Source organism: Maribacter aquivivus (genome assembly GCF_900142175.1).
GTDB lineage: Bacteria > Bacteroidota > Bacteroidia > Flavobacteriales > Flavobacteriaceae > Maribacter > Maribacter aquivivus.
In genome coordinates this window covers 2389803-2406383 of sequence record NZ_FQZX01000001.1, presented here as the reverse complement: position 1 = coordinate 2406383, position 16581 = coordinate 2389803, and the positions used below count along the sequence as shown (strand labels likewise).

Annotated in this window: 12 protein-coding genes; all 12 read left to right on the top strand. The window is 32.8% G+C overall.

Annotated elements, in window-relative coordinates; translation table 11 throughout:
• Nucleotides 1–14: 14 nt before the first annotated feature.
• The 12 genes from BUC31_RS10175 (at nt 15) to BUC31_RS10120 (ending at nt 16572) form a co-directional block, all read left to right on the top strand.
• Complete coding sequence (locus tag BUC31_RS10175) at nt 15–1100, top strand: hypothetical protein (protein ID WP_073243618.1); 1086 nt, start codon at nt 15–17, stop codon at nt 1098–1100.
• Nucleotides 1101–1236: 136 nt separating this feature from the next.
• Nucleotides 1237–1968 carry a M949_RS01915 family surface polysaccharide biosynthesis protein gene (locus BUC31_RS10170; RefSeq protein ID WP_073243616.1) on the top strand — a complete coding sequence of 244 codons (732 nt, stop codon included), beginning with the start codon at nt 1237–1239 and terminating at the stop codon, nt 1966–1968.
• A 165-nt stretch (nt 1969–2133) separates the two neighbouring features.
• On the top strand, nt 2134–2334 hold the full coding sequence (locus BUC31_RS10165) for a hypothetical protein (protein WP_073243614.1): 201 nt from the start codon (nt 2134–2136) through the stop codon (nt 2332–2334).
• Nucleotides 2334–3191 carry a hypothetical protein gene (locus BUC31_RS10160; protein WP_073243612.1) on the top strand — a complete coding sequence of 286 codons (858 nt, stop codon included), beginning with the start codon at nt 2334–2336 and terminating at the stop codon, nt 3189–3191. Before BUC31_RS10165 ends, BUC31_RS10160 begins: the two co-directional genes overlap by 1 nt.
• Before the next feature lie 12 nt (nt 3192–3203).
• Nucleotides 3204–3758: a hypothetical protein gene (locus BUC31_RS10155; protein WP_073243610.1), complete on the top strand. Its 555-nt coding sequence runs from the start codon at nt 3204–3206 to the stop codon at nt 3756–3758.
• A 131-nt stretch (nt 3759–3889) separates the two neighbouring features.
• The gene (locus BUC31_RS10150) at nt 3890–4720 is read left to right on the top strand and encodes a hypothetical protein (RefSeq protein ID WP_139251923.1); all 831 of its coding nucleotides are present in this window, start codon (nt 3890–3892) and stop codon (nt 4718–4720) included.
• A 48-nt stretch (nt 4721–4768) separates the two neighbouring features.
• Nucleotides 4769–5623, top strand: a complete 855-nt coding sequence (locus tag BUC31_RS10145) for an NADase-type glycan-binding domain-containing protein (RefSeq protein WP_073243606.1) — start codon at nt 4769–4771, stop codon at nt 5621–5623.
• Nucleotides 5624–5646: 23 nt separating this feature from the next.
• Nucleotides 5647–7623, top strand: a complete 1977-nt coding sequence (locus BUC31_RS10140) for a hypothetical protein (RefSeq protein WP_073243604.1) — start codon at nt 5647–5649, stop codon at nt 7621–7623.
• 111 nt (nt 7624–7734) lie between these two features.
• Nucleotides 7735–9375, top strand: coding sequence for a WD40/YVTN/BNR-like repeat-containing protein (locus tag BUC31_RS10135; RefSeq protein ID WP_139251922.1), 1641 nt, complete (start codon nt 7735–7737; stop codon nt 9373–9375).
• 73 nt (nt 9376–9448) lie between these two features.
• Entirely contained in the window at nt 9449–12298 is a 2850-nt protein-coding gene (locus BUC31_RS10130) for a toxin-antitoxin system YwqK family antitoxin (protein ID WP_073243600.1), read from the top strand.
• A gap of 5 nt (nt 12299–12303) precedes the next feature.
• Nucleotides 12304–15042 (top strand): toxin-antitoxin system YwqK family antitoxin, encoded by a 2739-nt coding sequence (locus BUC31_RS10125; RefSeq protein WP_073243598.1) that lies wholly within the window; start codon nt 12304–12306, stop codon nt 15040–15042.
• A 171-nt stretch (nt 15043–15213) separates the two neighbouring features.
• Nucleotides 15214–16572, top strand: a complete 1359-nt coding sequence (locus BUC31_RS10120; protein ID WP_073243596.1) for a hypothetical protein — start codon at nt 15214–15216, stop codon at nt 16570–16572.
• The last annotated feature ends 9 nt before the right edge of the window (nt 16573–16581 follow it).

Below are 16581 nucleotides of genomic sequence, written 5' to 3'. Positions count from 1 at the left end.
ATACTGCCAATCAAATGAACGAAGATCTTAAACAATACGAGGCGTCTATCAAGAAAAAGCATAGCGTTAATTGGACTCCAAAATTTGAAGAGGAAATAAAAACTGGTTTAAACAAAACAGTGATTATACCTATTGTAAATAAAACTTTTGAAAAATTAGGTTGGGATATTGTTTACCATGATGAAAGAAATGCTGAAGCAAAAAGAAAAGGAGATTGGAACAGATGGACCGAAAAAATCAATGTTTCTTTTGAAAATGGCAAATTAACTGTTAAAAGTATCTCTCTCGGCAACGAAATTTGGGACAATGGTAGAAACTCTAAAAGGGTTAAATTATTCATTCATGCATTTCAACAAACAGAAAACGAATTTGATCATGAAACTTTAGCTGAACTTGAAAAGGAAATTGAAAAAGCAAATAATTGGGATGACTACATAATTCCAGAAAATTTACCAAAACCAAAAAGCCGAAAAAAACCTCAGATTTGGATTCCGGTTGTTGGCGGTTTAATTACAGCGCTTATAGTAGGTGCTATTGTAGCATTTCTTTCTGTAAAAGGAATATACATTATTGGGGTTTTTGAAGTTGTCGTTGCAATTATTCTAGGTTATGTACTTACCCAACTCATCAAATTAAGTAATTATACTTTTTATGATCATTTACATTATTTACTTATAGCAATGATAGTGATCACCTATGTATCAAATCAATATTTTCAATACCAAATAATCTTAAACGAAAACAACTTTCAATCATTTAGCTTTTGGGAATTTTTACAAGTCAGGTTTAATGCTGGTTTAACGATAAAAAACACAAATACAGGTTGGATCGGTTTATTAATAAGTTGGATTGTACAATTAGTAATTACATATTTCATTGGTGTCTTAAGGCTTGCTTCAGGCTTAACGGCCTATCAATTGGAAAGAATACCACCAGAGGTTGTTGATTTCGCCTATTATCATTTCGTGAAAGAAAAAACAGAACATCAAGTACGTTCAGAATTATCAAAAATGGGCTGGACAGATACTCAAGACCAAGATGAAGTCTTTGAATCGATTGGTGCAATAGCAGGAGCTACCGAATTAAATAGAATGGAATAGAGAAGTAAAAGAAACTCGAAACAAATATTAGCTATATTAAAAAGAAGTAATAATTTAACTAGCTCTTTGCAACTTAAACTATACAGCTTTTTACCCTGCTCAACCAACAAAACACAATCTCCTTTTAACAGAAAAAATGAAAACCTTTACAACACTCTTAATCCTAATAGTAACCAGCTTCTCCTTTGCACAAAGTAAAGAAAACATAGAAAAATTTAGAGCATTAGAACCCGATGTTTGGTTGGGCATTTGGGATAGAGAGAATTCTAGCAAAGAAATAAAAATTGATAGCATAAACTATAATGAAATTCCAAAATCATTAGATTTTAAAGGCACCGTTGTTGAAGCCCTAAAATGGACAGATGCTACGGGTGAGAATATTCTAATACAAACGGTAACAGGGAACTTTACTTGGTTGGACTATGAAAAAGATAGTACAGATTATATGCTTCAGGACAAAGCTGAACTCTATGCCTATTTGTTTACAAAAAGTAATACTGAACAAGAGTATAAAAAGAAGTGGCGGGTATACGATTATATAGAGTGTTATGGGGTAGATTGGTTTATTGGCTTTATACCAAAAGCAACTACAGTTACAGATTTGGACCAAGACGGTATTACTGAAATAGCTATACCCTATGTATTAATGTGCCGTGGAGGAATGGATCCCGGCATCATGAAAATCATCATGTTCGAAGAAAATACGAAATACGCCTTTAGAGGAGAAACCATGCTTATGTGCGGTAATGAAAATGCGTATGGCGGCAAATATGAAGCTAGCTCCAATTTAGAACAAAAACCAAGCTTTAACGCTTTTCTAAAACAGCATTGGAATAGAAATAAATGTGAAGAAGGAAAATACTACTAGAATAAAAGTACTTAAATCACACATAAAAAATACCAGTCTAAATATTGGTAAAACACTTCTAGTGCACTACTTATTGCACTTAAAAGTATCGAATACAAACTAAACTACCACGTTTGTCAACTCGGTATAATATCAGGTATAACTATACGATATATTTATACCGATATGTCAAATCCTTTTAAAAAAATAGTAAAAAACGCCAACGAAACCCAGAAAGATTGGGGAACGAATACAACTTCTGAAACCAGTTCTAGAAAGTGTGAAAATTGTGGCGCCGCAAGACCTAAAGACACCAATTTAACTACTTGTGATTATTGCGACTTTAAGTTTATGGATATTGACAACGAGATTAAAACCGATATATAATGTTTGGATTTTCTAAGAAAGATAGTAAAGAAGAAAGAAAAAACCAGCCAGAATACCATGCCTTGGTTGAGAAGTGGGATACATTTCTAGCAAAAATGGAAACACGTTTCAACGAGTCTTTAGTACATGCAGAAGAAGCTGTAATAGACAATTTAGAAGCAAACAACTATGACATGTCTGCAAATATGACTGCATGGAGCGGAATCAAATCTCAGTTAGAGGCTTTAGGGGACAAAATAGAGCAAACGTTTGATGATAAAGTACAACCACAAATGTTAGATTATGTTGAACGGTGGGATATTATTGACCAAGACCAAAAAGGAACAGAATTATCGTATTCATTTAGCACTAGAATAGAGCGGTTTGAGATTGAACTCGAAGGCAAAATTGCTCAAGAATTTTACAACCATGCTATTCAATTATTAAATGAAGATTTTCATTGTTCGCAATGCAGTGGTAAACTAGAGGTTAAAAAAGACATTTTTAGATCACATTATGTAGGCTGTGGCTATTGTAATACGGTAAACACCTTTGTACCTAGTGACAAAATCACCGAAATACGTTGGGTGGTAGATAACATAGCTAAACACAAAGTATTGAAAGAGTGGGATGAAAAAAATGCAGCTCATAAACATTGCCAAAGTTTTCGCAGTTTAAACAAGGGTGATGATAAAACACCTTTAGCAAAAGCCTATGATAATTGGGAAATTAAAGAAAATACTTTCTGGACAAATTATTTTACAGAAAGAGCCTCCTACTTACCAGAATACCAAGAGAACATTAAACACGATGTAAGTGTAAAAATGAACCTCTATTTCTATGACAATAAAAAGAGGAGCGATCTATATAACAATTAAAACCAACCAAATATGGAAATTAACGGAGTAACTTTTAGAGACTATGCCTGTGCATCAGCAAATATGGCAGCAGGTATGCCTACCGAAAAAATTTGTGAAATTCTAGGTATAGAGTTGCCAGTATGGGAAGACACTAAAAACCAATGGAATGGTAAAATGGCAGAATTAAGTCATGACGATATGAAGTTTTTTGGTGAAGTTTTTATGAATCCAAAACAAGGTAAGTTTGCCAATGCTGAAGGCGGAGCAGAAGGTCCTGAGGTAGCTCTGGCAAAATATCCTAAGTGGAGCGATCATATTAAAATGGAAAGGCATTTTGCTATAGCTCAAGATGTAGGTATTGATATAGATTTTCAAAAAGAATATGGCATTTCTATTACCCAATTTTCTCAATTAGGTATGCACTGGGGCGGGCGAATTCAAAAAGCCATGCAAGAAGATCCTAATTCTGGTAAAATTCAGAAACTTATGAAAAAACAAGGAAGACTAACTGAAAAGTGGGAAGCACACTTTAATGAGATGTACCAAGACCAGAGCGCTAACTTAAGCGATGATATTGATTTTTAAGAGATTACACACTATCTATTTACTATAAGTAAGAATAAGGCTGAATAATTTTATTCAGCTTTATTTGTTATAGGTACATGGCACTTTTAACACCATCAAATTAGAACCGCAAATCCAATTATTGCAAATACATGAAATACGTACTAGTTATATACTTCTTATGTCTTCAAATAATGGTTGGGCAGCAATCACAAGAAAATTCAATAAATAACTCCAAAACTTTAGAAGGTTTTTATGATTTGTCCCAGATGGAAATGCCGACTAAACTATACCTATTAGACAATAATCTATTTCATTACTATGCCATTTTTGGGAGTGTAGATTTAGAAGTTTATGGCACCTATAGCATAGAGGGCAATGAAATAAAATTACAGCCAAACAAAGAGTTAGTACAACCTTATATTTTATATGCAAGGCATAATAACCAGTTAAAAGACTCCATATCCATTAATTACATAAGTCCTGAACATCACAGAGAAAAAGTATTTTTCAAGGTAGATCAAGAGTGGGTCACAAACCCAGAAGTCACAGGTAGTTTTGAAGAAGTTTCAATTAAGTTTAAGAGTAAAACCATAAAAGATATAAAGGTTAACCTAACCGCTAGCCAGTTACGTGAAACTCCCGCTTTTAATACGGTAGAACTATATTCAGGAGAAGTTTCTGAAGGCTATAATGAATTTATTATGGATAATAATCGATTTTATTATATGAGAAAACGCTTGGCTAAAACTCCATTGGTATTAGAAGGAGACATCATTATTAGTGATGGCAAAAAAAGATTACAAGAGCCTTTACATGAGTCTGATAAAGAAGCTATAACAAAGTACATTACTAAAGGTGGCATTTTCCCTGACACCACTATAAACCGCGGTAATGAGTTTTATAAAATCGACCTTAAAAAAGAAGATTCAAAACCTCTTTTACACCTATTAAAAAATGGAGAAATAAAGGAAGAATATTAAAGTAGAAACCCCTATTTATTAATAAACCATTCTAAAAACCAATTAGTAATGAAAAGAACCATACTACTTTTCTTCTCGATATACTTTATCGTTCAATTATCAGTATTTACTCAAGAGCCACCTACTCTTGAGCCTAGAATAGAAACAGCATATAATTTTGAAGATAAAAAAGAATTATGGTCTACATGTGAATCATTATTCACAGATATGACCGTTTGGAACAATTATGATGAAGACGAAAGAAATAAATTGACAAGCAAATGTGGAGCGTTAGGTTACAGTGAAGCATGTGAAAACATGTGGAGTATTGTTTGCGGCGATGATTGGACAGATGAAGGATATAACATAAGCCATTTAGATGATACTACTGCGTTCTGCAAAGTATCATCTGCTTTACAACCGCAAAATGGCAATTTATACGACTACTCTAGTATAAGTGACTTGAGTTATGCCACAGCATGGGTTGAGGGTGTTGAAGGAGATGGAATTGGTGAATATGTTGAGTTTAGCTTCCCTGCGCAGCATCCACGTATTACAACTATTAAGATTGCAAATGGATATATCAAAGACAAGACTACCTGGAAAAATAACTCCCGAGTAAGGCAATTAAAAGTATGTGTAAACGATACAGAATTTGCCATTTTAAATCTTAGAGATGTGTATGCAGAGCAGGTTTATGAAATACCAACAATAGGTTTTGAAATAACATACCGCGGCTATAATGACGATGGTACAAGTTGGTATAAATACAAAGATGAGAATGGTAACACATTCAAATCTTATAATAAAGAAATAGAATCAGGAGATACAATAAGGTTTGAAATCATAAGTGTTTACAAAGGTGATAAATACGATGATACCGCTATAACAGAAATATATTTTTCGGGATTAGATGTGTATTAATATATGAGATTAATTAGTAGCATATGAATAAGGAATTAGAGAACATACTAGATAAGTTAGATAACCAAGATGCTAATCAGCAAGAACTAGGTTTTGAGGCTTTGGCAATTATCAAAGAAATATTAAAACAAAACCCTTTTGATATTGATATGCTAACGCTGCGTATGCGTTTAAATACTGATATTTTTGAAAACACATCTCAAATTATAGAGGACGCAACTTTTATAATAGAAAACGACCACTTTAAACAAGATAAAATGGTTGGTTATGATTGGCTTTTCTGGGTCTATAATGATTCGCTTTCAATGCCAGATAAAGCAGCTGAAGTTATTGAGGAGCAATTGGTAGAAATACAAACTCTTTATAAGAAACGTTATATAAAGGATGAAAAAGAAAGTGAGTTACTAGATAAATTAGCACTTTTAAAGCATAATAATAAGCAAACAGATGTTGCCTTAGACCTATGGTATAAAGCTTATAAAAAATATCCGTTTTTTTATAACAATGGCTTTGTAGGCTTAAAACATTTAGAAAAAGAAAATTATAAGATTGCAGAAGAAATTCTACTAACACATTACACTTGGTCTTTTGATAGCGAAGATGGTTATCGATTGCAATACGGCATCAAACTAAAAGAAATGTACGATGCTAAAAAGCTAGATAAGCATCCACAATTACTGGGCTTATTATTTAATATTATTAGAAATGAAAAAAATCATTTTAAAATAACGGATAAACTAGATTTTTACGAAAAGTATTATCCAGAAGTTGAAAAGTGGTTAGAAATTTATCCAAACAATGCATTATTAGTAACTGCTATTGCAAATACACATTACTTTGATACAAAAAACTATGTAAAGGCATATGAAGCTTTTAAACTTCTTTTTAATTGCGAAAACCATACTGCTTATACCGACTTAGATAGAGTTAAAAAAGCGGCAAAAAAATCTAATAATGATTTTTTAAGTCTTCCTTTTAAATTTTCCGGTCCTTCTGTACATATGTACAATACATTATCCACTTTTTCTATTCTATACAATAAAACCAAAAAAAACAAGAAGAAGAAAAAAATAGCCCAAATAGCAATACAGTATGGCGAAGTAGGCTATCAACAATATAAAGATTACCTGCTATTTGGTAAAGGAGACACCCTCAACAACCAACCCCATTTATTTGCCATGCTATGTAATAATTATGCAAATGCATTGGGTAATTATGCTGAGACTCTTAAATATGACAAAGAGAAAGAACTGCTGTATGACAAAGCGGGAAGTATTCACATAGAAGGTTTTCAAATGAGTCCATTTATGGAAAATATTGAAAATGCATCTTATGATTATTTTGAAGGTGAAAATTATCAAAAATCAATAGAAAGTACACAAACAGTTTTTAAGCAATATGGCAAAGAGTTAAGTATAAACGAGAGACAAAAATACTTTTTACGCTTAGTAAAATGTTATGTTGGTTTAAAAGACCTGGAAAATGCAGAAGCAAATTATTTTAAGGCAAAAAAACTTTATAACAAGATAGGACAAGGGGCTAAAGATGCTGCCCATTATGTAATATTTTCAGGGAAAATATTTTATGAATATGCTGTAACAGAAGAAAAAGCATATGATAAATATATACCAGAAATGGAATGGTTTCTTGAACAGGAAATAATACAAGAACAAGAACCTAAAGAAGTAGGTTTAGTAGCTTATTATTTAGGTCTTTGCTACAATGCCACAGACCAAAAGGATAAAGCTGCCAAAGCATTTCAAAAAACGGTAGACTACTTACAAGATATAGATGATTGGGAATTTTACGAAACAAAATGTGAGGAAGCCGAAGATGCTTTAGATGACCTTGGAGTCAAGGTTATTAAAAGAAAGAAAAAAAATAATAAATCTGTTTTTAAAAAAATCGTGGATATTTTATTCTTTCCGTTTATGATTGTAGGTCTTATGGGTGCAGCCTTAGTCGCATTAGTTCAATTGATGATGAAAAAAGAAGAATAAGTGCTATGAGAACCTCATATAACCATACTAATTCAGTTTTTTTCTATAATTATAACCGAACAAAAAAATTAGGTTATACCGCTAACTGTTGTTTTATAAATAAAAAATAATATGAAAATAGTACAGTTCCTAATGCTTACATTACTAGTTGTTCTACACTCTTGTAAAGGGCAAAACAATCAAGAAGAAAAACCACTTACTGGCTTTAACAAGGTAGAATTAGTTCTAGACAATGAGTTTGTAACTAAAGATACCATTACCCAAAAAGGAACAAGCTTTTTAAATGCTTCAACCAACCAAAATGTTTCTGTTTTACATCATATAGAAGAAACAGGGTTTCATATGTATAATGGTATGTCTTTTAAAAACAAAGATATTGGGGTAATCGTTGGTGGCGCAGGATTAATAACAAGAATTACCAAAGATTGCGGTAAAACGTGGTTAGAAAATCGTTTTTCTAGATTCGGTAATCCGTTTTATTCTGCAGCATTTTCAGGTGACAACATCTTTGTTATAGGTGATAGCGAATATATTTTTAGCACACCAGATTTAGGAGAAAAATGGAGTGTATTTAATACAAAAGATCTCTATGAAAAAAGAGGTTATTTCTTTAACAAATATTACAAAATACGCTTTGTTAACGAGCAAGTTGGTTTTATTACCGGTTATGGATATATCAATGGAGAAGACGAAAGTTTTGCTGTCATTCTAAAAACCGTAGATGCAGGTAAAACTTGGGCTACTATTGAACACAAAGGCTTAGAAAAAGAAACAGAAGGAATTTCAGACTTTATTGCGTTTTCAGAAAAGGAAATAATCGTAGTAACTTTTTCTGGTAGAAGCTATAAAAGTACTAATGGCGGTTTAATTTGGCAACTACTGTTTGAGACAGACGGTGAAGATTATGTAAACCTCAACTCTATTGCATTCTTAAACCAAAATACTGGCTTAATAGGCGGTCTAGGAGGCGATTTATTCTATACAGAGAATGGTGGAAAAGAATGGCGTAAAATTGACATGCCGCAAGACGGTGACGGACATAAAGCCAACATTTCCGATATTCTTTTTACCCAAAAATCTGCATTAATTACAACAAGTATATCTTCAGATTATTACAGAGATACCTTTGTTTATGAATTTAATATAGAAGATGCCACGATTAAACCTTTCTTGACATCAGAAAATGAAGAGGTGCTATTTTCTGGTGAGTCATATGGAATTCAGGCTATGGACGGTGATATTTTGATTTTAGATAGAGACAATTTGTATAAAACAGCAATACACCTAAAAGAACACCAGCCTATTTCATCTAGAGAGAAGCAACAAGATAGGCTCAGAAGACCAGTGCAAAAAACGGATGTAGCTCCAAATGCATTCAAAGGACAAAGACAGCAATTTGAAGATGGTCTAAACGATATAGTAAATGAGTTAGAGGTAAAGCATGAAGAAATTCCTGCTGATGGAGAATACATTTATGACATATCTTATGCAGAGTATCAAGAACAAACCATGAGTGAAAAAGTACGTGTTGTAATTAAAGGGAATTCCATTAAAATATTATCAGAAGACAACCCATCTATGACAGCAGAAAAAGGAGATATTTTAGATGAAGGCATTCTAAGAAAACATAATGAAACTGGTGATTGGTTAATTAGTAATAATCCATCTGATGTCTATTTAGAAGCTTACGGCGATTGTGTTGGAAGCCCAATGGTTATTGATTTCATCAAAAAAGCATATAAGACTTGCTAAAAGTAAACAGATCTTTTTTGTTTAAAAACCAAGCCTTAATCGAATCTAAAACATCAAGAAATAAAAAATAAAAATGAGAAACTATAAAATAGTACTCTTACTGCTTTTGCTCTTAGTAGCTTCTAAATTATGTGCCCAAAAAGACACTCTTTATTTTAATTCGAAGTGGAATCAAACAGATAAAAACAATGCTGCTTTTTTTAGACTGGTCCCATTAGAGAAAGAAGGTGATTTATATAAAGTAGAAGACTATTATATAAGTGGCAATCTGCAGATGCAAGGGTACTGGTCTAACTTAGAAAATGAGACCCTACACGGCAAAGTTACTTGGTATTTTGAAGACGGAACAAAATCTATAGAATCAGAATACAAAAATGGCGTTTTAGAAGGTGCAAATACCATTTATAAGGAAGGGGGGCTTGTTAGCTCTAAAGGCACTTATAAGAACAATGAGCCTTACTCAGGTAGTTTTATTGTTTACCGTTTGCTACAAACCTATACCAATGGTGTATTGAATGGCGAAGAAATTAGCTATGCAGATAATGGCACAATAGCCACCACAGGAATTAATAAGAACGGAAAACGATTTAATGGTGAATTCACCAATACCCAAACAGAAAAAACCACCTATAAGAATGGCAGAAATGATGGCATTACAACTTCTTACTACGATTTAAATTTCACGCAGAAAAAGCAATCTTATGCTGTTGTTAATGGCATAAAAGAAGGCGAAGAAGTTTCTTATTATGAAGATGGAAAAGAAAAAGCAAGAGGCATCAATAAAGCGGGAATGTCCTATAATGGTTCATTTTACAATGAATATACGCGCAAAATCGCCACTTATAAAGATGGAGGCTTTTATGGTCCGCTCACCACTTTTAATGATCAAGGTAAAATAATTTCAGTACGTGAATATGTTAATGGAAAGGTTTCTGGCAGGGTAATGAGTACAGGGCTTTTTGAGAATAAGGCATGTGAGTGTGAGTATAAAGAGCAAGAACCTTTTAATGGAGAGGAATGTAAAGGTTATGATGTTTATAAGTATGTAGATGGTCAATTAGTAACGTTAACCTCCTACAATTCTGAAAATCAAGATGAAAAAATAGAAATTCAGTTTTTTAAAGAGAAAGAGAAAACTAAAAAACTCGTCAACCTAAACGGAGAAGCATACGAGTTAATTTATAAAAATGGCAAGGCATATTCTGGTCAAGATTATAATCGTATATCGGGTAGCTTAACCACTTTTAAAAATGGCACAAAAGAAGGTCCTTTTCAAATTAATAAGAAGTACAAGGATTATATCGCATCTGGTAATTATAACCAAGGCGTTTATGACGGAAAAATAGAATTCGAGAATTTACAAAGTAAGGCCAGTACATTCTGTACGTACCAAAATGGAAAACCAATTGATGGTACTGCAATTTACAAAGACACCATTGTATCCTATAAAAACGGACTTAAAAACGGATTAGAAACTCCTATGCGTGCTTATGGAGCTTATAATTCACCTTTTGATAGTATTAGCAGAAACTATAAAGAAGGTAAGTTACATGGTCAAATTCAATATTTTGAAGAAAGTAAATTAATTGCCGAAGGACAGTACCAAAACAACAAACCTTTTACGGGCGTATTTTATGAATATTCTGGCGGAACCAGTTATACGAGAAAAACCTATAACGAAGGCGCACAATTAAAAGAGGAATATATTGCTCAGAAATTTAAGGCTATCTATGAGTACAAAGACAATAAACTTCAACAAGGAAAATTCTATTGTAACGAGGAATTAATTGCTGAAGGTGTCTATAAAACAGACGGTCCGTTTGAAGGTAGTTTTGCCATATTAGAAAAAATTGACAAGAACTATTTCCCTGAGAAATACACACTTACGCACTATAAAAAAGGTAAGAAAAATGGGGATGAAACTGTGGTTAATTTTAACAAAAATTCAATAGAAGAGGTTACTCAATATAAAAATGGAAAAATTTTAATTAAAACAATTTTCCTCCCTTTTAAAGATAAAGTTAGCCTCAAAGGCACCTATAAAAACAACATGCCTTTTTCGGGAGATTTTTTAACCACACTAGCTATTAACCTACCAGATACAGAAACGAAAAGTAGCTATCAATCTGTAAGTCATTATGAAAATGGTCAAAAATCAGGCATGGAATATTTTACTACCATGGGTTCTAATATGCGGGTGGTACTAGATAGTGTAAGCTATAAAGACGGAAAACCATTTCAGGGCAATCTACTTGAAGTATACAATAGCGATACCCTAGAGCATCATTATGAAAATGGAAATTTAGTACAGACTAATATTTATACATGGGGACTAAGCAAAAAACCAGATGCTATAGTTAGGTATACTGACAAAGGCTATAAAACCTCTAAGGAAAGACCTTCTAGAGACATAACAAGCTATTCTACCGAAGTAATTTATACAGATAACGACCCTAGTGAAGGAACCGCAATTATTACCGGTAATGGAAATGAAATGGGCAGATTTTCATTCTCAGAGAAAGGTATTTCTAATGCTTCATTTTCATTTAAGGAATATGACACAAACGTTACCATAGAAAGTATTGCCCTAAATAAAATAGCGCTAGTTTTTGACTTAGAAAATATGATTATAAAGTTTGAAAGCACTCTTAAACCTATGACTACTATAAAACCTAGTGATGTTCAAGATTGGCTTCGATTATTTTATTTTGGTGATGGTCCGGCAAGTTTTTATTTCGATGGAGAAGAAACACCTATTGCTACATGTATGTACAAAGAAGGTAGGGAGTACAACGGCGTTACAACTAACATAAATAAAAATGGCAGCTATAACTATAACTTGTATAAGAAAGGCGAATTGGTTGAAGATCAAAAAAACATAACCAAGCAGCAATTAGTACAACTAATTAACACCAAGCAATAACTATAATGAAAAACATACTTCCCCTACTCTTTTTAGTTGCTACAGTCCAAATATCCGCACAGAAAGACACACTCTATTTTGACGCAGATTGGCATAGAACTGAAAAAGAAAATGCATCCTTTTTTAGACCGCTTCCGCTAGAAAAAGAAGGGAATTTATATCATGTGAAAGACTATTTCATTGGCGGCAATATTCAAATGGATGGTTATTGGTCTAACATTGAAGATGAAACTCTAGAGGAAAAAATTAGATGGTATCATAAAAATGGTCAGCTTTCTGAAAGTAGATATTACTCTAATGGCATACTTAACGGAGAATCTATCGTGTATTCCCAAAACGGATTTTTAAGAGCAAAAGGGGAATATAAAAATGGTCATGGCTGGGAAGGCACTTTTATTCATCCTTGTTGTTTTAATGGGTTTATTCCTATTTACAAAGAAGGCAATCGTATTGGACAACAAATGTTTTATGAAAACTCCAATCAAATTGCCCAGAAAAAAACACAACAAAACGATAGTATTAGTATCACTAGATATTATGATAAAAAAGGAAAAGAAATAGGTGAAAATCGTTATGTAAATGGCAGTATTAAAGAAGGAATGTTAGCCTCTTTTTTTATAAATAAGGAAGATGATGCAAAAAGTATAGAAGATTACATGCATTTCAAAAATGGAGAAATGCATGGTGAGTATGCTGTATTCGATGCTAAAGAAAACCTACTTTCAAAAGCTGATTACAAGAATGGCAAACCGCACAGCGGTACCGTTTTTAGCTATGCCAGTTTAAAAACATATGCCAACGGAAAATTAGAAGGTGAGGAAATAGGATACTCTCGAAAAAAAATAGAAGTGACCAGAGGTATAAATAAAGATGGTGAACATTGGAATGGTCAGTTTATAGATAATTATGTTAACAGTATTTCTAGCTACAAAGAAGGAAGATTAGAAGGCAAGCAAACTTTGTATTATTCCGATAATTTGGAGCAGGTGAAATCATATGAACATATTCAGAATTATGACAAAAACGGTGAAAGCGCATATTATTTAAAGGATGGAAAAGAATTGGCAAAAGGAATCTACAAAGACCATAAACCTTGGAACGGAACTTTCTATGATCCGTATAATATGCTTTTTTCTTCTTTTAAAAATGGTGAAAAACATGGCATATTTGCTCAATATAACAGCGTTGGTGAGATTTTAGAGCAACAAGAATATGAGAATGACCTACTTACCGGTATGGTAAAAAGTAAACGCCTAGACGGAGAAATCTGCAAGTGTATGTATAAAAAGGGAGAGCCCTATACAGGTCAAGTTTGTGACACTTATACGATAACGCACTTTGAAAAAGGAATTACAGTTAAAAGAGAAAATTTCGAGTTTGATTACGAAAATGACACCATTGTTTTTACTGGTGACACCACTTATACAGACGGAATTGTTAGTGCACAAACAATAATTGCAGATGGCAAAACTTATGCCGTTACCTTTAAGAATGAACTACCATATAATGGTGTTCATTACATATCTTATAGTGGTGAAATGACTACTTATAAAAACGGAATAAAAGAAGGTGTTTTTATAGAGCAAGATGAAGAAAATAGAGATTTGAGCATTAGTGGTTCTTATAAAAACAATGAACGCCACGGATTAATTGAGTTCTACGAAAAAGATTTAAAAAAGAAAACCACTTGTATCTATAAAAAAGGGAAACCTATTAAGGGTACAGTTATAAATGACCATACGTTCACAATCTATAATAAAGAACTAAAACAAGGCCTTGAAAGAGAAATAACAGAAACTGGGCAAGAAGAAGTAATAGAGAGAGAAGCTGTATATGACAAAGGTATTATTATATCAGAATCTTGGCCACGCCTAAAAAATCCAAAAGGAGAAATTGCAAAAGGAAATTACAAAGACGGCAAACCTTTTAGTGGTGACTTTTTCAAATTTGAATCTGTTCTAGCCTCATTTACCCACTATGAAAATGGAATAATTTCAGGTACACAGTATGTAGGTTTTAATGACTATGAAACCCTTGCAGTTGTAGATTCTATGCAATATAAATCTGGTAAACCCCATGAAGGTAGATTTATGGAGCATACAGAAGATAGGTTGCATTTTCACGAATACCAAAACGGAAAGCTATTAAAAACCATAATCACCAAAGATGATCTAAATCAAAAAATACGAAATACGGTTATCTATTCTGATACCGGTTTTATCGTTACTGAAAAAGATTCAGATTTGGTGATGTTCAGAGCCACCTATTTAAATGAAGAACAAACGAAAGCAAGAGTTGAAGTATATTCTAACGTAGATGTATCTGCCGGCATAATAGAATTTCACGATAATAAAATTACCGCTATCAACATTAATTACAATGAAGCTAGTTATGATGTTAATTATTCATTGGTAGATTCTCAATTAGTAATCAGCTTAAAAAAAGAAGGAATTCTATTAAAGGCATCCCCTAGTTTAAAACATATTAAGAAGTTTACGTACAAAGACTTTCTTAATCCAGAAAAGCTGTTTGTTGACGGTGAAGTGACCATGCATTCTTATATAGATGATAAGCATGTAGCAACAGGAATAATCTTAAATAGAGATTTTTACGACGGTGTTCAAATACGTTATGATAATAACAGTAACACTTATACCTATTTTAAATACAACAAAGGAGAACGTTTAGAGTGGGAAACAAGTCTGACCAAAGAAGAAGTTTTAGAACTTGTTTCAAGACCATAATTTAAATCAATGATTAATTGTAAATGCATTGATTTATAGTCCTTAAAACTAAATTTTCATACTAAAAAATAGCAAATACAAATTAGATAGATACGAATACAAATTAGTGAGATATACTTAACAATAATCCTTTTTCTTAGAAGTTCAATTAACTACAACAAAGAAGAAATTATGGGATTATTTAGCAAAAAAGATGCTACAACAGTTTTATCAGAAAGATGGACTAAAGAGGGTGAACAATTTAAAAATCAGCTAAATGCATTTTTAGATGCTATTTACAAAGGTGGTGATGGTCCTGAAGAACCAAATGAAACCAGAGCAGACATGGCAGAGGTAGTTTACCATAAAGCCATAGAGCTGAATAAGAATGGTGAGCATAAAAAATTACGTGAATTATTTCCGCCGGCGTATGAACCATTCCAACAATTTTATGATGGAATCTCTAGAAGTATAAATCAACTGATTGTTCTAAAAGATGATAGAATTGTAGTTCGTGCAGATGGTAATATTTATTTAAAAGACGGTAACGTATATTTATTAGAAGACGATAAAGTAACCAAGCAAAAAGGTATACGTGCTATAGGAATTTCTGCGAATAAAGAATATGCAGTTAAGATTACTAAAAAAGAAGTTCAGATATATAATGATTGGGATGCTGAACCAATACATATTTTCAAATACCCAAAAGGATATGGAAAAGCAACAGAGCATATAAAGGTTGCAAATTTTAAAAAAGAAGGTCTTATTGTTCTTAGCGCTACTGTATTTAATGATGGCAAACGAGTTTTACTAACTACTACCAACGGTATTTTTATAGTTGGTGATCATGGTAGTGAATGCATTTTTCCAACACAAGAAATGCTTCCTCATTTTGTAGAGAGTTTCTATGAAGAATATGATGAAGGTGAAACTTTTGAAGTAAACTTAGATTACTTCCACGCTGCTTTATCTCCAGACAACACTAAAATAGCTACTGGTTTTCAATCAAGTGAACATTTTATTTTAGAAGAAAAAGATGGTCATTTTCAAAAAACAGGTAAAGTTCAGGCACGTTCAGAATACCCACATACCGTAGCTTTTCATGACACTTTAAATCACATTGCCTTGGGTTCATGTCATTATCAACAAAGTGGTGTAATTGGTATGGACTTAAAACATCTACCTATTGAAGCAAACACTTCGTGGTATCAAGATTTTGATGAACGTTTTGATCTTATGAACGATAATGCTTGGATTTTCTCTATCCTCCCTTTTAAAGATGGTTACTTGCTAGGTGCAAACAACGGGTACATCTGGTATTCTAATCCTAAAGACCCAAAAGACAAAGCTTATTTACATGTTGGTGGCACTATTATGAGTATGGACTATTCTGCTGATAAAAAGAGTTTGGTTATTGGCACTTTTTCAGGTTATGTCATAAAGTTTGATTTAACAGCAACAGAAAGAGACAAAACCTTAGTGACAGATATGAATGTAAAAGAAACTAACCGTTGGGTTATTTGGCAAGATATAGAGCCTTTGATTTGGTAAAATAAAGAA